Here is a 19,672-nt window from a genome sequence, read left to right on the forward strand (position 1 = left end):
ACATCCACCGCATCCAACCCATATCTATTCCGAGGCATTAATGAAAATTTTCTGGTTCATCCCCACCCACGGCGACAGCCGCTACCTGGGCACCGCCAAAGGCGCACGCCAGCTCAACCACGACTACCTCAAGCAGGTCGCGGTGGCGGCCGACAGTCTGGGCTACGAAGGCGTGCTCATCCCCACCGGCCGCTCGTGCGAAGACCCGTGGGTGGTGGCGTCCAGCCTGCTGCCCGTCACGCGCAACCTCAAGTTTTTGGTGGCCGTACGCCCCGGCCTGCACCAGCCCGCGCTGGCCGCGCGCATGGCGGCCACGTTCGACCGGCTTTCGGGCGGGCGCCTGCTCATCAACCTGGTCACAGGCGGCGACCAGGCCGAGCTGGAGGGCGACGGCGTGTTCCTGGACCACGCCACGCGCTACGAACAGTCGGCCGAGTTCATCCGCATCTGGCGCGAGATTCTGGCGCGCAGCCACCGAGGCGAGAGCCTGGACTTTGAGGGCCAGCACCTCTCGGTGAAAGGGGCCAAGCTGCTTTTCCCGCCGCTGCAACAGCCGCATCCGCCGGTGTATTTTGGCGGCTCGTCGCCCGCCGCACACGACCTGGCGGCCGAGCAGGTCGAGACCTACCTTACCTGGGGCGAGCCACCGGCTCAAGTCGCCAAAAAAGTGGCAGACGTGCGTGCGCGCGCCGCCAAACATGGCCGCACCGTCAACTTCGGCATCCGCCTGCACGTCATCGTGCGCGAGACCGATGAGCAGGCCTGGGCCGCAGCCGAGGAACTCATCAGCCATGTGGACGACGACACCGTGGTGCGCGCCCAGGCCGTGTTTGCGCGCATGGACTCCGAAGGCCAGCGCCGCATGGCTGCGCTGCACGCCGGTGGCGCCAAGCGCAGCCGCAAGGACCTGGAGATCAGCCCCAACCTGTGGGCCGGCGTGGGACTGGTGCGTGGTGGCGCGGGCACGGCCCTGGTGGGCGACCCGCAAACGGTGGCTGCACGCATCGAGGAATACGCCGCGCTGGGGCTCGACACCTTCGTGCTGTCGGGCTACCCGCACCTGGACGAGGCCTACCGCTTTGCCGAGCTGGTGTTCCCGCTGCTGCCCCTGCCGCTGCGCAACCAGCTGGCCAGCGGCAATCCCTTGTTTGGCAACCCGCTGGGCCCGTTTGGCGAAACCGTGGCCAATGACTTTGTGCCGCGCGCGTCGCAAAGCTGACTTGTCCCCGAACCGGAACTCTCCATGACACACACCGCAAGAGAACTGCAGGTATCCCCGGTGGCCGACGCCGTGGACCTGCCCATCGAAGGGCCGTTTTTGCCCGCACCCGTGGCCCGCTTTCTCGCCAGCGTCGCACAGCGCCTCTTGCCCTGGGCCGTGCCCATCGGCCTCATCGCGCTGTGGCAAATCGCATCGTCACAGGGCTGGTTGTCTACCCGCGTGTTGCCTGCACCGCTCGAGGTCGTCAAGGCCGCGTGGACGCTGGCCGCTTCGGGCGAGCTGTGGACCCACGTCCAGGTCAGCGCTGGCCGCGCGCTGGCCGGGCTTGCCGTTGGCGGCGGCCTGGGGTTGCTGCTGGGCCTGCTCACCGGCTCCATCAAGCTGTTCGAGACGCTGCTCGACTCCACCATCCAGATGGTGCGCAACATCCCTGCACTGGCGCTGATCCCGCTGGTGATCCTGTGGTTCGGCATCGACGAATCGGCCAAGCTGTTCCTCATCAGCGTGTCGGTGTTCTTCCCCATCTACCTCAACACCTTTCACGGCATCCGCAATGTGGACCCGGGGCTGATCGAGATGGGCCGCACCTATGGCCTTGGCCGCTGGCAGCTCTACAAGCAGATCATCCTGCCCGGGGCGCTCTCCAGCATCCTGGTGGGGCTGCGGTTCTCGCTGGGGTTGATGTGGGTGATCTTGATCGTGGCCGAAACCATCTCGGCGCAGGCGGGCATCGGCTACCTCACGATGAATGCGCGGGAGTTTCTACAGACCGACATCGTGCTCGTGGGCATCCTGCTGTATGCGCTGCTGGGCAAGTTGGCGGATGTGTTTGCCAAGGGGCTGGAGCGCTATTGGCTGAGGTGGCATCCCGGGTATCAGGCATGAGCATCCCCCTGAGCCACTACGCGGCTTCCCCCTTCTCTCAAATCGCTACGCGATTCGGGAAGGGGGACGACGCCAGCGCGGCGGGGCGGCCCTTGCGCGGCGTCCCTGGCATTGGGCCTCGCCGAGCGCAGTCATTGCGCCCAGGTACTCACTTTTTTATAGCTGCTAGCGCTTTTTAGACATGCGCAGGAGGCAATTTTGACTAGAAATATTACCCCGCCATCGCAGCCACAAGGCGTCCGCCTGGAAGTGCGTGGCGTGGACAAACGCTACGGCACGCGCGACGTGCTCAAGAAGACCGAGCTGGTCATCGAGCCCGGCCAGTTCGTCGCCATCGTGGGCCGCAGCGGCTGCGGCAAGAGCACGCTGCTGCGCCTGGTGGCGGGGCTCGAATCCGTCTCGGGCGGTGCGATCCGCCTCGACGGCCAGGACGTTGCGGGCCTGAGCAGCGACACCCGCATCATGTTCCAGGACTCGCGCCTGCTGCCCTGGAAACGTGTGGTGGACAACGTGGCACTGGGCCTGCCACCCGGGCAACGCGGCGCGGCGGCCGACGTGCTGGCCCGCGTGGGCTTGGGCGACCGGCTGGGCGAATGGCCCGCGCGCCTGTCGGGTGGCCAGCGCCAGCGTGTGGCCCTGGCCCGTGCCCTGGTGCACAACCCGCGCCTCTTGCTGCTCGACGAACCGCTGGGCGCGCTGGATGCGTTGACCCGCATCGAGATGCACCGCCTCATCGAAGGCCTGTGGCGCAGCAGCGGCTTCACCGCGCTGCTGGTCACCCACGACGTGCAAGAGGCCGTGGCCCTGGCCGACCGCGTGATCCTGATCGAGGACGGCCAGATCGCGCTGGACCAGCGCATCGACCTGCCGCGTCCGCGTTCACATGGCGACGCCGCGTTTGCCGCCATCGAAAAGCGCATCCTCGACCGTGTGCTGCAAAAGCCCGATGGGGAGCCTGCGCACGAGGTTTCCTGGCCCGGCGTGCCTGCGCATGGCTTGCGCTGGGCGGTCTGATTTCTCTCTCTCTCTCTCTCTCTTTTCGTTTGCTTGTTTTTCTTTCACTGACCTCTTTTTCAACGGACTATTCAAGGAGAACCCCATGTCCATTCAAGCCATCAACGTCCGCAACCAGTTCAAGGGCAAGGTCCGCGAAATCATCCGCGGCGACGTCGTCTCCGAGGTCGATGTCGAGACGCCATGGGGCGTCGTCACCTCGGTCATCACCACCCGCTCGGTGGACGACCTGGGCCTCATCGTCGGCTCCGACGTGGTCGCGCTGGTCAAGTCCACGGAGGTGTCGATTGCGAAGCTGTGAGGCAACCGTCGTACGGATGGTGGGGGCAGTTCAAGAGGCCCACACTTTGACGTCCAGCGCCCGCAGGATAAGCTCAAGAAGCCGTCAGGTGTGAAGTCTTCGGGCGCGGCTATCTTGCAAGAACCCTGGGGCCATTCAGCCCAAAACCGCCTGCGCGGCCTAGACTCTGCCGCATGACGACCCTCCTAATTTGCACTTTTGCCGCCTTGGCTGCGCTGCTCCACGCTGCGGCTGTCGCGCGAGCGGAAGCAAAGAAGAATGTGCGTCGTCAGCTGACGCCAGCACATTCATAAGCCCGGCGGCACCCTCTCCCCCCATCCTCTTTCAGCGCAACCATCCACCGCCGGGCACCAGCCTCGCGCGGTAGCGGCCGTCTTGTTCACACGGGGCGACAGCCGCATTTGATGGAGTGCTTTCATGCATGAAGCTGTTGTTGTCGTTCACGGCGAGCGCACGCTCACCGACCTGGACTATTCGCGCCTGAGCAAGCTGGTGGGCCACCAGCTCCCCGCTGTTCTTGACGATCTGCTTGCCAACGCAGACATCACCAACTCGCGCGCCGTGTCGGCCAACGTGGTCACCATGTATTCCCGCGTGGAACTGGTGGACGTGCACACCCACCGGCGCCAGGTGCTCACCATTTGCTACCCGCAAGACGCAGAGCCGGCTGCGGGTTTCATTTCGGTGCTGTCGCCCGTGGGCATCAGCCTGCTGGGCCTGAAGGTGGGGGATGTTGCCACGTGGCACACGCCGCATGGCGAAGAGTGCGCGGCCGTTGTCGAAGGCATTCAGTTCCAGCCTGAGGCCACGGGCGACTACGTCACGTAGTCGTCAGCCCCGCAGCAACCCGTCTGCGGCCCGTCAGGGGCCGCGCTCACCCGCGCTCACCAGCATCACCGCCGCCAGCCCGGCGCCACCTTGCGTTGGCGCTTTGGGATAGGTACGCGCTGTGCAAAACAGAAGGACCTTCAACCATGACCCCTCGCTCCATCCTCGCCATCACAGATTTCTCTCTGCAGGGAGGCCATGCCATCGCGCGCGCTGCGCTGCTGTGCGCTGAGCACCGTGCAACGTTGAAGCTCATCTATCTGGCTCCGCCTGCTGAGGCACCTCCGCCAGACGCGGGCGTGCGCCTGTCGCACCATGCGCTGCAACTTCGGCAGCGCCACGGCATCCACGTTCACGCGGTAACGCGCATCGACTTCACCGCTGCGGATGTGGTGCGCGAGGCGGCGGGCGCCGACCTGGTGGTGTGGGGCACGGCGCCGTTGCGTGGCCTGCGCGCCTGGTTCACCGCGCATCCCGCCATCCAGATGCTGCGTGCCTGTCAGCGCCCTGTGATCGTGGTGCGCAATCCTGCCGACCAGCCTTACCAAACTTTGATGGTGGCGGTGGACTTCTCGCGGGTGTCGCACCGTCTGGTCGAGCTGGCTTTTGCGCTGCATCCCACCGCGCGGGTTGAGCTGTTCCATGCGATCAGCACCGCCAACGAGGGCAAGCTGCGGTATGCCGAAGTGTCTGAACGCACCATTCAGATCTACCGGGAGGAATGCCGCCGCCATGCGCAAGACCGGATGTTCACACTGACCGATTCGTACGACGCACGGCGCAACCGGCTGTCGTCTTCCATCGGGCGAGGCGATCCAGCCCGGCAGGTGGTGGTGCAGCAGGAGAACACGGCAGCGGACCTCATCGTGGTGGGCAAGCACCCGGCGTCCAGGCTCTCTGACCTGCTGTTCGAGAGCGTGGCGCAACGCGTCGTGCGCGATGCGCTCGCGGATGTGCTGGTGGTGCCGAACGACTTTCAACCGGCGTCACGTGGCTCGGCGGTACAGCGCCTGGCCACCGATCTGCCGGTGCGCCGCGTCAAGGCGGGTTCGCCGCGTTTGCCGAGTTATCCCAACCCGGCCGCGCTACCGGACTCCTTGCGCCTGTTCACGAACAGTCCTGCACCACCACATCCTTGACCACGGCCAGCGCCCGGGCCAGGTCTTCAAGCGCCACCGACCCCAGCGCGATGCGCAGCGCGTGGGTCACATGGGTGGTGGTGGCAAACCCTTCGGCGGTCGACACGGACACTCCGCGTTCTGCCAGGGTGGCGGCGATGCGGTCGGCCCGTTGGTCGTCGCCCAGCGGCAGCCAGATGAAGTAGGAGTTCGGGTGCCGTACCAATTTCAACCCCGCCAGCGCCCGGGTGGCAACGGCCTGGCGCTGCGCGGTGTCTGCGCGTTTGTCGGCCTCCAGCCGGGCCACGGTGCCGTCTTCGATCCAGCCGCAGGCGATGGCGGTGACGACTCCGGCCGTGTTCCAGGCGGTGGCACGCACGGCGCGCTCGATGGGCCCGATCAGTTCGCGCGATGTGGCCACAAAGCCAAACCGCAAGCCCGTGGCCACGTTCTTGGACAGGCTGGAGAGGTACACCGTGCGCTCGGGTGCCAGCGCCGCGATGGGGGGCGGCGCCTCGGGCGCAAGGTAGGCATAGGGTGCGTCTTCGATCACCAGCAGGTCGTGTGCACGCGCAATGCCCACCAGGCGCTTGCGGGCGCGGGCGCCCATCACGCAGCCCAGCGGGTTGTGCAGGGTGGGCATGGTGTAGATGGCACGCACGGGCCGGGTGTCGCACAGGCGCTGCAAGGCGTCCAGGTCGGTGCCAGCGGGGCCCACGGGCACCGGGGTCAGGTCCAGCCGCAGGCGTTCGGCCAAAACCCGAAAGCCGGGGTAGGTGAGAGCGTCTACCGCCACGACGTCGCCGGGGTTGAGCAGGCCCATGGCCGCCACAGCCATGCCGTGCTGCGCGCCGTTGACGATGAGCACCTGCTCGCCCGTCACTTGCAGCTGGCGCGTCTTCAGGTGCCCGGCCACGATGGCGCGTTCATGCGGCCGGCCGCCGTAGGGGTGGTAGTGCAGCAGCGATTCCAGGTCGCCGGAGGCGGCCAGCTTGCGCAGGGCATCCCGCAGCAGGTCTGCCTGACCCGGCACGCTGGGGTTGTTGAACGAGAGGTCTGCGGCGCTGGGCGCGGGCGTGGTGAGGTCGGCGTCGGCACCGCGCGGGGAGGCGGGGTCGCGCACAAAGGTGCCGCGCCCGGTTTCGCCCACCACCAGGCCGATGGCCTCCAGCTCGGCATACACGCGGCTGGCCGTGGCCAGCGCCAGGCCATGCCGCTGGGCCAGTGCGCGGTGGGTGGGCAGGCGTGTGCCCGGCCGCAGCTGCCCCGCGCGGATGTCCGACGCCAGTGCGTCCACCACTTGCTTGTACCGAACCTGGCCCATGGCGTTGTGCCCCTGCGTTGAAACGTATCTATGACAATTTTTTGATTGTATTGAATACCGTCGATAGGATGCGCTTCGCACATTCCGTGCCTCATTCACTCTCCTTTCCGCTACAGAACAGGACTCCACCGCCATGCGCATCGCCATCCTGACCTTCGACGGTTTCAACGAACTCGACTCCCTGATTGCCCTGGGCCTGCTCAACCGGGTGAAGAAACCGGGGTGGGAGGTGTCGCTGTGCTGCCCTACAGACCAGGTGCGTTCCATGAACGGCGTGACGGTGCAGGCCCAGTCGCTGCTGCCCTATGCGCGGTCAGCCGATGCCGTGCTGGTGGGCAGCGGCGTGAAGACGCGTGAGGTGGTGCAGGACGCCGCCCTGATGGCGGAGCTCGACTTCGATCCGGCGCGCCAGTTGCTGGGCGCTCAGTGTTCGGGGGCTTTGATCCTGGCCAAGTTGGGGCTGCTTGACGGCGTGCCGGCCTGCACCGACCTGACCACGAAACCCTGGGTCCAGGAGGTTGGCATCACTGTGCTGAACCAGCCCTTTGTGGCTCGGGGCAATGTGGCCACGGCGGGCGGTTGCCTGTCGGCGCAGTACCTGGCTGCCTGGCTGATTGCGCGGCTGGAAGGGCCCGAGGCTGCCCGCGAAGTCATCCACTACTTTGCCCCGGTGGGCGAGAAGGAGGAGTACGTCGCCCGGGCTATGGGGCATGTCACCCAACATGACAGTTGATGCGAGTGACCTTGCCATCGCTTGCTAGGGGAACGGACCCTGTGCAGCGGTTGGCGGGTTGAGCGGCTGCGCTTGGGTCCCTATGCAGGGTATTCGCCGGTGCCGTGGGATTCAGAGCTTGCCCTCCCGTCGCGGCGGAGCTGTTTGCGCTGCGCTGTGCTGCGGCGCCAGGTACGCAGAAGGTGGCGGGCGGCGCTTGCCAGGGCTTCGTCCAGCGTGCAGCGCCAGTCCTTGGCCACAGAAGACACCACCACAGCGCCTGCACCATCGGTGCGCAGGGCTATCTGGCAGCGCTTGTCAGGGCCGCCCCGGGGGCCGTTGATGTCCTCCAGCTTGATCTCTGCACGCGGCACCAGGGCGTTCAGCCGGCGAAAGGCGAAACGCACGCGACGCTCCACGGCATCGCGCATAAGTGCGGCTTCGGGGTGGCGTGTTCTGAAAAGAATCTGCATTTGCGATCTCCTGAGTTGAGGGTGACACCGTAGCCCGCAGCTTGGCGGTAAACCAGCAGGAAGTTTCTTCGTTGCATTTCTGAAAATCCTGTGCATTGGCGGCGATTTCGCTGCGGATGAGTCACTTCGACTTTTTGGATGTCTACATCAGAGAAAACCTGCTTCTTGTAAGCGGGCGGTGGCCACACATTCAAGGCTTCTTCCTGTTCGCAACTTTCCGCCTCAAAGGAGCCGTCCGTGAAACCCTGGTCTGGAATCTCTTCACTTATTGCTTCCCTGCGTCATCGCCTTGTGCGCTGGCTCTCCCGTGTCGCCGTGGCTTGGGCACCTGTGCTGCGGCGCGTTCCGGTCAAGGTGCCGCTGCGGGTGCAAGCCCAGTACCGCGACGGCTGGCAGCCGCGTTCACGCTATCGCCGCTAGGGCGCGCTTGGTCAACCATTGCTTGCTTGTCACCTTTGTCATTGCACTTACCCCATTTCAAGGAGATCAGAGATGCGTAGCTATCCCCGCAATAGCCCCGAAGCTGTGGCCCGAATCGTCGCCTTGCTGTTGATATCGGATGGCCATGTGAGCCGGTCCGAGCTGGATGCCTTGCATGGCCTTTATATGGAGCAGGAACTGAGTCTGCCGCAAGGCGGCTTTGGCAAGGTGCTGCATGGCCTGTGCGAAGACCTGTGGATGGGCATGCATGAACAGCGAGTTTTGACCGCCAGCATTGATGGCCCCACGCTGACCTTGCTGTTCGCTGAAGTGACAGACCCTGAGCTGCGGCGCAAGACCCTGGAGTTCGCGTACACCGCAGCCATGGCAGACAGTCACCTGGCGCCGAGTGAGTGGTGGCTGATGAATGCAGCAGGCCAGTATTGGCAAATGGGCTTCATGCCCTCCGGGATCGGCCACTACGAGCTGGCGCAGGCTGCCTGATGCAGCTGTAACTGCAAGTGCAACCATAAACAAGGGGGATGGTGGTTGTGTGGGAAGCCCGCTAGGCTGTACCCAGCCCTGCGGAAGCATCCACCAACTGCCGCACCAGCGGGTGGTGCTGCCCCCGGCGCGACCAGATAGCGTGGACCTCCTCAAAAAGCTGGGGGCATTCACCCAGCAGGCGCAGCCCACGCACCAGCCCCACATCTTGCGCACCCAGACGGCTGACCGGAAACACCCCAAGCCCCCGGGCCGCAAACACGGCCAACAACGCGCTGTCTTCAAACTCACCCACCACACGTGGTTGCACCCCAACGTCCTGAAACCAGGCATCCAGAGTGGCCCGTAGTGGTGCATGGTGCGTAGGCAGCAGCACGGGAAAGTCTCGCAACGACTGGGGAAACCGGTCACGCACCTGCTTTTTTACCAGCGACGCCGGGCCATACCACTGCAGGGCCGAGCGGGCAATGCGTTGACTTGTCAAGCGCTGGTGGGGGTTGCGCGGCGCGGCTTGCCCGGCCAAAACCACGTCCAGCTGGTGCAGTGCCAGCTCGGATAGCAACTCGTCGGACTCGCCCTCGTGGCACACCAGCCGCAAATGGGGCGTGGCCAGAACGGGCTCCAGCAGTGCGTGCGCCGCCAGTTTGGAGATGCCGTCAGACAGACCCACCGACAACCGGGCCACGCGGGCGGTTGCGGCTTCGCGCACCTCTTCTTCGATGTGCTGGCCCAGTTGAAAAATCTCTTCAGCCCGTGTGAATGCGGCTTGCCCGGCTTCGGTCAGTGCCACACCGCGCCCCGAAGGCTTGAGAAGCTGGTGGCCCAGCGCTTTTTCCAGATCGCGCACCTGTGCGCTGATGGTTTGCACAGCCATGTTCAGCCGGTCTGCCGCACGGGCAAAGCCACCTTCCTTGGCAACCATCCAGAAGTAGTACAGGTGGCGGTAGTTCAGCATGGGCGGGCTCAGGTTCGAGAAAACCGAATGCTAGGTGCGGCTGGGGCTGGTGTCTATGCCGCGCAGGTTTGCCCATACTCGCCGCTTGCCAATTTGAAAATAAAGGAAGCTTTCACATGTTCTACGCACTCAACTGGTTTCTTTCATTGACGCTGCTGGCCCTGTGGTCTCTGGCATGCTGGGGAATGCATGCGGTCACGGTCTGGGCGGTGTCCAGCGCGGGCGCATTAACTGGCGGCAGCGCGGTGGCAAACACCATCCTGGTGCCAGGCTGGCTCAAGGCCTGGATGCCCCCAGAGTTGATGGGCCAGTGGGAGGCCTTCGTATCATCTGTGGGCCCCATGGCGGAAGCTGTGCTGGAGGCCGTGCCTGCTCTTGCAGGGGGCGTCACCTTCCTGGCCTGGGTGCTGTGGGGCCTGGGTGCCGTGCTGCTGGTGGCACTGGCGGTCGGTATCCACATCCTGATTGCGCTAGCAAAGCGCCATAACCGTGGCCCTGGCGCGGCCAAAGCGGCACTGGCTCGCTGAACGAGGCAGCGCAGCCATTGCACGGGCTGCGTCACATTCCGGGTATGTTGGCGTGGCGCTTCTGCATCAACGGTTTTCCGTCTCATCGGGGCGGCTGGGGCTGAGCCGCTCCATGAACAAATCCACCAGAGCACGCAGCCGTGGCAGCCTGCGCAAATCCTGGTGATAACCCAGCCAAACGTCGCGCCCTGGCGGAGCCTTGGCGCCTTCCAGCCTTTGCAAGCCGGGGTGTGAATCACCCAACGGGCACGGCAACACGGCCAGGCCCGCGCCCGATGCACAGGCCACCGCCTGCACGTGCCGATTGTTGCTGCGAAACGTGATGCGCGCAGATGGAAAGGCCTCGCGCAGCCACGCTGCGTCCGGCATTTCGCTGAAACCCAGGTCCATCGTGATGAGGCGAACGTGGGCCCCGTCTTGGTGTACATCTGCGCCGCGCTGGGTGTACAGCGCGTAGGGCACATGCATCAGCCGTCGCTGTATGACGTCGGGTTCGTCAAAAGGAACAATCCGCGCCACCAGGTCTGCCTCGCGGCGTGCCAGGCTGAACAGGCGCGCATCGGTCAGGAGTTCGATGGTGACCCGAGGGTGGTGGTTGGTAAACGCTGCGCAAAGGGGCGTCAGCACGTGCAGACCAAACCAGTCGGAGGTCGATAACCGCAGGCTGCCTTCCAGCTGTTGATCAGCGCCATCCAGTTGCCTGGAGAACGACAGTGCCTGCGCCTCCATACCCTCGGCATGGCTCAGCACGGCGGCCCCCTCGTCGGTCAACACGAAGCCCTCGGAGGTTCGCTGGAACAGGGTGTGGCCCAGAGAAAGCTCCAACGCCTTCAGCTTGCGGCCCATGGTGGGCTGGCTTTGTTTGAGCGCGCGGCCTGCCGCACCCAGCGTGCCGTGCCGGGCAATGGCCAAGAACACCTGCACGTCATCCCAATTCATCGGCTGCATCATGCAAAAGTGAATGAACGAGTTTCAATATTGTGGATTTTCATTCAAAAGCGAAAGGCAGACACTGGTGGCACTGTTCATTGCAAAGAAGGTAAACACCATGTCAACCTCTCCCACCCTCACCATGCAGGCGCTGGTACTCGCATCCCATCATGGTGCACTGACCCCCACCTGGTTGCCCCGGCCGCAGCCCGATGCGGGCCAAGTGCTGGTGCGTATCCATGCCAGCGGCGTAAACCCGCTGGACACCAAGATCCGTGCGGGCGCGGCCGAGCATGCCCAACAACCTCTCCCTGCCATTCTGGGTATAGACCTTGCCGGAGTGGTCGAGGAGGTCGGGCATGGCGTTTCACGCTTCCAAGTGGGTGACGAGGTGTACGGCTTCACGGGCGGCATTGGCGGCTTGCAAGGTAGCCCGGCGCAATATGCCGCCGTCGATGCCAGACTGATTGCACGCGAGCCCGCCAATTTGACGATGCGCGAGGCAGCAGCCCTGCCGCTGGTTTTCATCACCGCCTGGGAGGGCTTGGTGGACCGCGCCAACGTCGGCAATGGGCGCAAGGTGCTGGTGCACGGCGGTGCCGGGGGCGTGGGCCACGTGGCAGTGCAGTTGGCCCGCGCCCGTGGCGCTGACGTGTTCGCCACGGGTACAGCGGCGCAGGGCGGCTACATACGGTCCATTGGCGCCACGCCGATTGACTACGAAACGACCTCGGTAGAGGCGTATGTCAACGCGTTTACGGAGGGCAAGGGCTTCGACATCGTGTACGACACGGTCGGGGGTCCCGTGCTGGACGCGTCCTTCCTGGCTGTTCGCCGTTACTCCGGCCATGTGGTGACCTCTTTGGGCTGGGGCACCCACAAGCTGGGGCCTCTGTCGTTCCGGGGTGCCACCTTCTCGGGCGTGTTTACGCTGCTGCCCATCCTCACGGGGCAGTTCCGCGAGCACCATGGCGAGATCATGGAACAGGCCACCGCGCTGGCGGAAGCCGGACAGTTGAAGCCCTTGCTCGATCCCACCACATTCACGCTCGACACGGCTGACAAGGCACATGCCCTGGTAGCCGATGGCTGCGCCCGTGGCAAGGTGGTGGTGAGCGTGCTGGCATGAGCAAGCTTCGTGCTGAAAGCGCCAGTTCGTCAGCCGGTATGGACAGCATGGAAAACACGGGACGTGGTGCGATGGGCCCAACCCATGAACACCTTCGCCAGGTGGCCGATGTCTTGATCACGGCCACCAGTGCTTTTGATGTGGAGCGCGCGTTAAGCCTGTTCGCGCACGATGCGGTGATCGACGACCCATCCACCGGCCACCGCTTTGATGGCCATGCCGGAATACGCCGCTACATCGAACAGTACTTCGTTGGTTATCACACAGTGAGCCGGTTCCTCTCGATGAAGCGGCTTGGTCGCCAGCGGGCGGTGGTGAGGGTCGATTTCACGGGGGATTTCGGCCAAGAGATTGGCACGCTCGATATCACCGTGGATGCCAAGGGTTTGATTACCCGCATGGACGCAGATCTTGAATGATCTGACAGCTTTCTGGGCCGCGCGACTACCCACCAGGGCTTGTGTGTGACGCCAGACTGCTGGCGGCGGCTCTGGTATGTGTCGATACAAAATTTCATCAAAAAAGCCTGCAGCGCTAGGCAATCAAGCGGAAAGAGCTATCAAAAAGAGAGCGTTTTAGCGGCTCAACGCGGCATACACCCCGCAAACCCCTTCGGCCCCGCCGCATCCACATCCGCCAGCGTCAGGGCGTCCAGCCGGTCGTTTTGCCCCGGTATCTTGGTCAGCCGCTGGCCGTTCTGCCAGCGCCATTGTTTGCCATCAAAACTGTAAATGAAGGTGTGGGTGCGGTTGGAGAGCAGGTGCTCCGGGGTCAGGGTGATGGCCTGGGCGGCGGCTTCGGTGGTGGCGGTGGCCTGGGCCTCGTTGTCTTTGATGACAATCTTGCCCACGTAGGGGGTCACGGCTGATTCGGTGTGAGTGACCTCGGGCTGTACCAGGGCGGGGCTGTATCCGGTCTTGATCCATTCGCCGCTGCCCCCGGGGCGCACATGGGGCTCGCGCGCAGCAAGGGCTTGGGTGCACGCTGCTGCCAGCGCGTCAAAACCTGTCTGCGCGGGTCCGCTGGCTTCGGGCTTTTTGCACCCCAGCATGGGCAGGGTCAGCGTAGCGGCCATTAGGAGGAGTGCAGAGCGCAGGGGCGTTGGCATGTTCATCAAGGCGAGGGGGCGTTGGTGTGGAGGGCACGCGATGTGAAGGGGGAAAGCTCCCAGCCTCCTCTATCGACGGTGGGGCATTGTGTGCCGCTGCGCAGGGTGAGGCTTGATGGAAGTCAATTCGCCAGTCAATTCTGCGCGTCCGTCGGCATCAAGGCGGCTGCATCGCCCTGGTACCAGCGCGCCTGGGCGGCGGGGTCGTTCAGGGCGGCCAGCACGGCGGCGTTCAGCTCGTGGGCGCTGGCGGGCAGGGGCTGGTCGCGGTAGGCCAGGGCGGTGCCTGCCATCAGGGCCTCGGCATCCACCAGCAGGCGCAGGTTTTGGGGGATGGTGGGGGATTGTTCTGCACAGTGCGGGGCCGACAGCGAATGTGCCTTGCGGCAGGCGGCGGGGCGCACGGGGTAGATGCCGCAGCGGTCATCCACGAGAAAGCTGCAGGCCTGGCGTGCAGGGTTGGTGAGGTTGAGCGCGGCGGTGGCCACATGCCGCTGCAGAGCGCTGAGGGCATCGGCCAATGCCTCTGCGGGCTGGGCACGCAGGTGCTGGGCGATGTGGAAGACCTCGGGCTCGGTCGCTTCGACCCGCAGGTGGCAGCAGTGGGCGCAACCGGCCTGGCAGGCGGGCTGGGGGCCGGTGGCGCGGGCCTGCTCGGCCACGGTGTCCAGCCCCCGGTGCAGATGCGCGATGAAAGCCACGGCGCCATCCGCACCATCTGCGCCCTGGGCCTGCCGCAGCGCCTGCGCTGCCCGCTGCCGCACGCGGGCGATGGAATGCAGGAAAGCGGAGCGCTCGTCGTCGGTCAGCATGGGCGGTTGGCGGGAGTGGGGGAAGGTGGCTGTGCCTCGCACCTTAGCGTGTTTGCCACCACGCGGGCAGCAAGCTGCGCACCTGGGCCTGTGCAAAGCGCTCGTCCATCAGGTGCACCACGCCCTCGTCGCTGGGCGTGCGGATCACGCGGCCAGCGGCCTGCACCACCTTTTGCAGACCGGGGTAGAGGTAGGTGTAGTCATAGCCCGCGCCAAACAGCGCCTGCATGCGCTCGCGGATCTGCTCGTTGACGGGGTTGACCTGCGGCAGGCCGAGGGTGGCGACGAAGGCGCCTATCAGCCGCTGGCCGGGCAGGTCGATGCCCTCGGCAAACGCGCCGCCCAGCACAGCAAAGGCAATGCCCTGGCTGATGTCGGTGAAGCGGGCCAGAAAATCACGCTGCTCGCCTTCGAGCATGCGGCGCGACTGGCACCAGTGCGGCACATCGGGGTGCTGCTGCGCAAACAGCGCGGCGGCCTGCTGCAGGTAGTCATAGCTGCTGAAAAACGCCAGATAGTTGCCGGGCAGCGCACGGAACTGCTGCGCCATCAGCGCCGCAATCGGTGCCAGCGACGCCGCGCGGTGCGGGTAGCGTGTGGAGATGTGGCGCGCCACCTGCACCTGCAGCTGGTGCGCGGCAAAGGGCGATTCCACATCCACCCACACATGGTCCTCAGGTAGGCCCAGCAGGTCGGCGTAGTAGCGCGCGGGCTGCAGCGTGGCCGAGAACAAGGTGCTGGTGTGCGCGGCTTGCAGCCGGGGCTGCAAGAAGGGCGCCGGCACCACGTTGCGGATGCAGACCACGGAATCGCCGGGTTTGGCGACCCGCTGGTGGAGGCTTGACGAAGCTTGGGTGATGTCCACCATCGAATGCGCATCGAGCAGGTCGGCCATGCGCTGCAGGTGCAGGGCGTCGAAGTAGAACGTTTGCAGCGCGCCATCCGGCTCGGTGGGGTGGTCGGTGAAGTGTTCGGTGAGGGTGGTGGTGCACTGCTGCAGCGCGGCCAGCAGCTTGTCGGGGAAGGTTTCGAGCACCGTGTAAGGCACCGGGTGCGCCTTGTCCAACGCCACCCAGGCGCGGCGCACCTTATCCAGCGCCTTTTTCACCGGCGCGTGCTGCGCGGCGGTGGCGCTGCTGCGGGCCTGGGCCAAGGCGGCGGGGTGCAGCTCGGCCGTGAACATCTTGCGGCCGCGCTCCACCAGGTTGTGCGCCTCGTCCACCAGCAGCGCCGTGCGCCACTGGTTGGCCTGGCCCAGGCCGTGCAGCAGGCCGCCCAAGTCAAAGTAGTAGTTGTAGTCACCCACCACCACATCGGCCCAGCGGGCCAGCTCCTGGCTCAGGTAGTAGGGGCAGACGTCATGCTGCAGGGCTACATCGCGCACACGGGCTTGTTGAAGGGCGGGGGCGGGGTGGCCTGCGCTGCTGGGGGCCACGGCGGCAGCGCGGGCGGCTGGCAGCCGGTCGTAAAAGCCCCGGGCCAGCGGGCATGACTCGCCATGGCAGGCCTTGTCGGGGTGCTCACAGGCCTTGTCGCGCGCCACCAGCTCCAGCACGCGCAGGGGCAGCGCCGGTGCGCTGTCGGCCAGGCGAGCCAGCGCATCCAGCGCCATCTGCCGCCCCGAGGTTTTGGCGGCCAGAAAGAACACTTTGTCGATGCGCTGCGCAGGCGCAGCCTTGAGCAGCGGGAACAGCGTGCCCATGGTCTTGCCAATGCCCGTGGGTGCCTGGGCCAGCAGGCAGCGGCCCGCCACTGCCGCCTTGTACACGGCCTCGGCCAGCGGGCGCTGGCCCGTGCGAAAGCCGCCAAATGGAAACGCCAAGGTGGTCAGTGCCGCGTCGCGCGCAGCACGGTGGGCCACCTGCTGTTCGGCCCAGGCAATGAAGCGCTGGCACTGGGCCTCGAAGTGCTGGCGCAGGTCGTCGGCGCTGCAGTGTTCGGTGAACACCGTCTCCTGCTGCGTGCCCACATCCAGATACACCAGGGCCACGTCGATGTGCGCCAGCTGCTCCTGCTCGCACAGCAGCCAGCCATACACCTTGGCCTGCGCCCAGTGCAGGTGGCGGTGCGATGCGGGCTGGCGGTCCAGCCGCCCCTTGAAGGTCTTGACCTCGTCGATGCGTTGCTGCGCGGGGTCGTAGCCATCGGCCCGGCCGCGCACGCGCAGGCTTTGGTAACTGCCGCTCAGTGCCACCTCGGCGCGGTAGCCTGCACCCCGCCGTGACGCTGCCACCGCATGACCCGCCATGCCCTCCAGTGCGGTGGGTGCGGGCGTAAAGCGCAGGTCCAGGTCGCCCTGCTTGGCGGTGAACTCGCACAGCTCGCGCACCGCCACGGTGTAGGTCATGGCGGGGTGGTCGGGGTGTCTGTGGCGGGAGGAGCAGGCTCGCCCAAATGGGTCTGAGCCATGTCGTCATCGCTGCGCAGCGGCGTGGCCTTGCAAAGCGCCATCCACACCGAAAAGGGCAGGGTGCAGCGGTTGTGCCGCGCGGGGCGCAGCAGCTCAAAGCGCCCGTCCTCCACACTGCCATGCAGCACCCAGATGCCGAAGTGCTCGGGGATCTCTTCGGGCTCGGCAATGCCTGCCGGGAAGACGTAGTAACACTCCTCGCACAACCACTGATAGGCCTGCCGCTTGGCGTCGTGCCGCAGGTCCGACAGCAAGTCGGCCCGGCTCGCCTTCACCTCGTGCACCATGGGCTGCAGGTAGGCGGGCACAGAGGTATTGCGCACCGAGAACAGATCGGGCCGGGCCATGCGCCACACATTGGCGGCGGCGCGGGCAGCGGGGGCGTGGTCATCTTCGGCCCACAGCGGTGCCATGGCGGGCGCGGTGTTGGTGGGTGCATCGGCAGTGGCCGCAGGTGGCACCACATCCCCCATCGGCACGGTGTCGATCACCGCGCGCAGTGACAGTTCGGTCCATACGATGCGCCCCGAAGCCAGCAACTGCGCTGCAAACTTCTGCCCCAGCCGGTCGTGCAGGCTCAGCGCCCGCACGCCACGCTGGCGGGCCTGCGCTAGGGTGCGGATGCCTTCATCGGTTAGGCGCAGGGTCTCGCAACCATCGACCGCAATGTGCAGCCTGATAAGGCCCGCAGCCAGCAGGTCAATCTCCAGACCATCCTTGCACGGCCAGCCTGCCGAGCGCCAGATCTGCATGAGGCGGGTGCGGTGAAAGCGGGTGATGGGGGTGGAGGGCGGGGAGTCCGAAGTGGGGGAGGGCAGCGCCGTCATGGCAGGGTGGGTGGGCTGGCGTCACACTGATTTTAATCACAGTGTCTGGGAGGGACTGCTTTTTGGACAAGGGTAGAACAGGGTTGCAGAGGAGTTGGGGGTGTGATCGGCACCTGGCGCAATATGGGTGGGTGCTAAAAGCTATTGAAATGTGAGCATCCCCACGGTGACATTCCGAGGTAGAAGCAATGAGTCACCAGGGGCCTGAATGAGGACGCTCCTGCCCGCCATTGGGCTAACAACCGGAAGTTGTTGTCGCGTGGCCGTCTATGCCGCAGGAAAATTGAAAGCGGTTGCGTGAGGCTGCAACGTAGCGTTTGCGGCCGGTCAGTTTTCTGACGCTGATAGCAGACTCCCGGGCAACAGCAATCCTTATCCCATACCTTGCCAACGTCCTCGGCTCACCGCCTCCCAATCTGCGGATGCGCCCCCAGCAGCGCATTGGCCAGCGCGCTCACGCTGGGCAGTTCACTGCCTGCCGGTGTCATGCAAACGAGCAGCTTTCTCCGAGACCAAGCATCAGATAGCCCTAGGATCTGGGTGCCTGACTTGGCAAAGCGCACAGCCGCGCTTTCGGACATCACCGCCACTCCCACGCCTTCGGCTACCAATTGCGCAACAGCGTCAAATCCGCCCAGACGCACCCGATGGCGCGGGACCCGGCCACTGCGACTGGCCTGGGCTGCCAGAAAGCGGCTGAGTCCACTCTCCCGGGCCAAACCCACAAAGGGATGCACTAGCAATTCGCCATACGCCACGGAACGGCGGCGGCCCAAAGACCAGCGCTTTGGCAGGAGTGCCACCAGACGGTCATCGACCCATGGCTGCACAAGCAGCCCAGAGGTGTCCACGTAATCGGCGACGATGCCCAGGTCGGCGGTGCCACGGCGCAATGCCTCTACGACCGCCTCGCTCGAAAGCTCTTGCACGTCCACATCAAGATCAGGGGTCTTCACCAAGAATTGGCCAATCGTGCGCGGAAGGCTCTCGGACATGGCGGCTGTGTTGCACAGCAGCCGAACGGTCCCGCGCAATCCATGACCAAAGCTCGCCATCTCTACATGCAGCGATTCGAGCTCAGCCAGCACGCGGTTGGCATGGCGCAGCAGAGCGCGTCCCGCATCGGTGGGTATTGCGCCCGATTTGGACCGCTCCAACAACCGCGAACCGGTCGCGTCTTCAAGACCCTTGAGGCGAGCGCTGGCCGCAGCCAACGACAGATTCACCGACGAAGCAGCGGCAGTGATGGTTCCATGCTCCATCACGGCGGCAAAGAGGTGCAGGTCAAACGGATCAACGCGGTAATCCGTGGTGCGGCGCTTAGGGGTACTCATGACCGCCATCCTACGGAATACGCGAAGGATCTGTTCACTGCTATCCGATGGACAGCACTTGGGCTATGCACACACCATAGGGCATGGACATATTGCAGCTCTTGATGGTGGTCGTTGTTTTCGTTCTGGCCGGTGGTGTGAAGGGCGTCACCGGCATGGGGCTGCCTACAGTAGCCGTGAGCTTGCTCGGGCTGTGGATGCCCCCTGTGCAAGCGGCCGCACTGTTGGTCATACCCTCGCTGGCAACCAATATCGCGCAATGCCGTGGCCCTCACCTGCGCTCACTGGTATCCCGGCTGTGGCCTGGTTGGCTGGCAATCGCGATCGTGACTGTGACTGTGAGCGCGCCCGGTCTGGGGGACGCCGTGTCCGCACAAACGACCAAGGGCTGGCTGGGCGGGATTCTCATGGCCTATGGCATTTGGGGCTTGTGGCGACCTCAGCTGCCCGATCTTTCACTCACCAGCAAATGGCTCAGCCTGCCGACCGGCGCGGCCACTGGGTTCGTGACGGCACTCACTGCCGTCTTCGTATTGCCCTGGGTTCCCTACTTGCAGACGCTGCGGCTGGGCAAGGACGAGATGGTGCAAGCGCTGGGCCTTTCATTCACAGTGGCCACTCTGTCGCTCGCCGTAAAAGTGCAGATGTCCGCCCCTTTGGGGTTGATCTCGTCGTCTGTTGCTATTGCAGTCGGTGGAGCATTGATCGGCGCATTGAGCGGGCTCAAGCTTGGTGAGCTGGCACGTAGCCGCCTTGTCGGTCCCGTCTTCCAGAAGGCACTTTTTATGGTGTTCCTCGGATTGGGTGCAGCCAACCTGATCCAGGCACACTGACACAGC

General features: G+C 65.0%; 21 protein-coding genes. 12 read left to right on the top strand and 9 right to left on the bottom strand.

What is annotated here, in order from left to right; genetic code table 11:
- Positions 1-40 precede the first annotated feature (40 nt).
- The 6 genes from ssuD to KW832_RS09180 all read left to right on the top strand — a co-directional run bounded on the left by ssuD (position 41) and on the right by KW832_RS09180 (position 5,389).
- Positions 41-1,219, top strand: coding sequence for an FMNH2-dependent alkanesulfonate monooxygenase (ssuD, locus tag KW832_RS09155; RefSeq protein ID WP_218299626.1), 1,179 nt, complete (start codon positions 41-43; stop codon positions 1,217-1,219).
- 24 nt (positions 1,220-1,243) lie between these two features.
- Complete coding sequence (gene ssuC / locus KW832_RS09160) at positions 1,244-2,107, top strand: aliphatic sulfonate ABC transporter permease SsuC (RefSeq protein WP_218299627.1); 864 nt, start codon at positions 1,244-1,246, stop codon at positions 2,105-2,107.
- A 195-nt stretch (positions 2,108-2,302) separates the two neighbouring features.
- Positions 2,303-3,121, top strand: a complete 819-nt coding sequence (locus KW832_RS09165) for an ATP-binding cassette domain-containing protein (RefSeq protein WP_218299779.1) — start codon at positions 2,303-2,305, stop codon at positions 3,119-3,121.
- Between the two features lie 85 nt (positions 3,122-3,206).
- Positions 3,207-3,422, top strand: coding sequence for a molybdopterin-binding protein (locus KW832_RS09170; protein WP_055393898.1), 216 nt, complete (start codon positions 3,207-3,209; stop codon positions 3,420-3,422).
- Between the two features lie 417 nt (positions 3,423-3,839).
- Positions 3,840-4,250 (top strand): GreA/GreB family elongation factor, encoded by a 411-nt coding sequence (locus tag KW832_RS09175; RefSeq protein WP_218299628.1) that lies wholly within the window; start codon positions 3,840-3,842, stop codon positions 4,248-4,250.
- Between the two features lie 146 nt (positions 4,251-4,396).
- The gene (locus tag KW832_RS09180; protein WP_218299629.1) at positions 4,397-5,389 is read left to right on the top strand and encodes a universal stress protein; all 993 of its coding nucleotides are present in this window, start codon (positions 4,397-4,399) and stop codon (positions 5,387-5,389) included.
- On the opposite strand, the gene KW832_RS09185 is transcribed toward KW832_RS09180, so the two are convergent.
- The gene (locus tag KW832_RS09185; RefSeq protein ID WP_218299630.1) at positions 5,358-6,692 is read right to left on the bottom strand and encodes a PLP-dependent aminotransferase family protein; all 1,335 of its coding nucleotides are present in this window, start codon (positions 6,690-6,692) and stop codon (positions 5,358-5,360) included. The genes KW832_RS09180 and KW832_RS09185 overlap by 32 nt on opposite strands.
- Before the next feature lie 133 nt (positions 6,693-6,825).
- Here KW832_RS09185 and KW832_RS09190 point away from each other — a divergent pair, with 133 nt between their 5' ends.
- Positions 6,826-7,425, top strand: a complete 600-nt coding sequence (locus KW832_RS09190) for a DJ-1/PfpI family protein (protein ID WP_218299631.1) — start codon at positions 6,826-6,828, stop codon at positions 7,423-7,425.
- A gap of 80 nt (positions 7,426-7,505) precedes the next feature.
- Here the strand turns inward: KW832_RS09190 and KW832_RS09195 are convergent, their stop codons facing one another.
- Complete coding sequence (locus KW832_RS09195; RefSeq protein ID WP_218299632.1) at positions 7,506-7,877, bottom strand: HPF/RaiA family ribosome-associated protein; 372 nt, start codon at positions 7,875-7,877, stop codon at positions 7,506-7,508.
- A gap of 492 nt (positions 7,878-8,369) precedes the next feature.
- On the opposite strand from KW832_RS09195, the gene KW832_RS09200 reads away from it, so the two are divergent.
- A complete protein-coding gene (locus KW832_RS09200) occupies positions 8,370-8,801 on the top strand; it encodes a TerB family tellurite resistance protein (protein ID WP_218299633.1) in 432 nt (143 codons plus the stop codon).
- Positions 8,802-8,862: 61 nt separating this feature from the next.
- On the opposite strand, the gene KW832_RS09205 is transcribed toward KW832_RS09200, so the two are convergent.
- Positions 8,863-9,756, bottom strand: coding sequence for a LysR substrate-binding domain-containing protein (locus tag KW832_RS09205; protein ID WP_218299634.1), 894 nt, complete (start codon positions 9,754-9,756; stop codon positions 8,863-8,865).
- Between the two features lie 116 nt (positions 9,757-9,872).
- On the opposite strand from KW832_RS09205, the gene KW832_RS09210 reads away from it, so the two are divergent.
- Positions 9,873-10,283, top strand: a complete 411-nt coding sequence (locus tag KW832_RS09210) for a hypothetical protein (protein ID WP_218299635.1) — start codon at positions 9,873-9,875, stop codon at positions 10,281-10,283.
- A gap of 66 nt (positions 10,284-10,349) precedes the next feature.
- Here the strand turns inward: KW832_RS09210 and KW832_RS09215 are convergent, their stop codons facing one another.
- Positions 10,350-11,222: a LysR family transcriptional regulator gene (locus KW832_RS09215; RefSeq protein WP_218299636.1), complete on the bottom strand. Its 873-nt coding sequence runs from the start codon at positions 11,220-11,222 to the stop codon at positions 10,350-10,352.
- 109 nt (positions 11,223-11,331) lie between these two features.
- Between KW832_RS09215 and KW832_RS09220 the strand changes: the two genes are divergently transcribed.
- Both KW832_RS09220 and KW832_RS09225 read left to right on the top strand, forming a co-directional pair.
- A complete protein-coding gene (locus KW832_RS09220) occupies positions 11,332-12,342 on the top strand; it encodes a zinc-dependent alcohol dehydrogenase family protein (RefSeq protein ID WP_218299637.1) in 1,011 nt (336 codons plus the stop codon).
- Positions 12,339-12,761 carry a nuclear transport factor 2 family protein gene (locus KW832_RS09225; protein WP_255577589.1) on the top strand — a complete coding sequence of 141 codons (423 nt, stop codon included), beginning with the start codon at positions 12,339-12,341 and terminating at the stop codon, positions 12,759-12,761. Before KW832_RS09220 ends, KW832_RS09225 begins: the two co-directional genes overlap by 4 nt.
- Positions 12,762-12,925: 164 nt before the next feature.
- Here the strand turns inward: KW832_RS09225 and KW832_RS09230 are convergent, their stop codons facing one another.
- From KW832_RS09230 to KW832_RS09250, 5 genes are all read right to left on the bottom strand, one after another.
- A complete protein-coding gene (locus tag KW832_RS09230) occupies positions 12,926-13,417 on the bottom strand; it encodes a hypothetical protein (protein ID WP_255577590.1) in 492 nt (163 codons plus the stop codon).
- Positions 13,418-13,584: 167 nt separating this feature from the next.
- Positions 13,585-14,262 carry a YkgJ family cysteine cluster protein gene (locus KW832_RS09235; protein WP_218299639.1) on the bottom strand — a complete coding sequence of 226 codons (678 nt, stop codon included), beginning with the start codon at positions 14,260-14,262 and terminating at the stop codon, positions 13,585-13,587.
- 43 nt (positions 14,263-14,305) lie between these two features.
- Positions 14,306-16,609, bottom strand: a complete 2,304-nt coding sequence (locus KW832_RS09240; RefSeq protein ID WP_218299640.1) for an ATP-dependent DNA helicase — start codon at positions 16,607-16,609, stop codon at positions 14,306-14,308.
- Entirely contained in the window at positions 16,606-17,499 is an 894-nt protein-coding gene (locus KW832_RS09245) for a hypothetical protein (protein ID WP_255577591.1), read from the bottom strand. Before KW832_RS09245 ends, KW832_RS09240 begins: the two co-directional genes overlap by 4 nt.
- A gap of 401 nt (positions 17,500-17,900) precedes the next feature.
- A complete protein-coding gene (locus tag KW832_RS09250; protein WP_218299641.1) occupies positions 17,901-18,842 on the bottom strand; it encodes a LysR family transcriptional regulator in 942 nt (313 codons plus the stop codon).
- A 74-nt stretch (positions 18,843-18,916) separates the two neighbouring features.
- Here KW832_RS09250 and KW832_RS09255 point away from each other — a divergent pair, with 74 nt between their 5' ends.
- A complete protein-coding gene (locus KW832_RS09255; RefSeq protein WP_218299642.1) occupies positions 18,917-19,666 on the top strand; it encodes a sulfite exporter TauE/SafE family protein in 750 nt (249 codons plus the stop codon).
- The last annotated feature ends 6 nt before the right edge of the window (positions 19,667-19,672 follow it).

This window comes from Acidovorax sp. sif0632 (genome assembly GCF_019218805.1).
Lineage (GTDB): Bacteria > Pseudomonadota > Gammaproteobacteria > Burkholderiales > Burkholderiaceae_C > Acidovorax > Acidovorax facilis.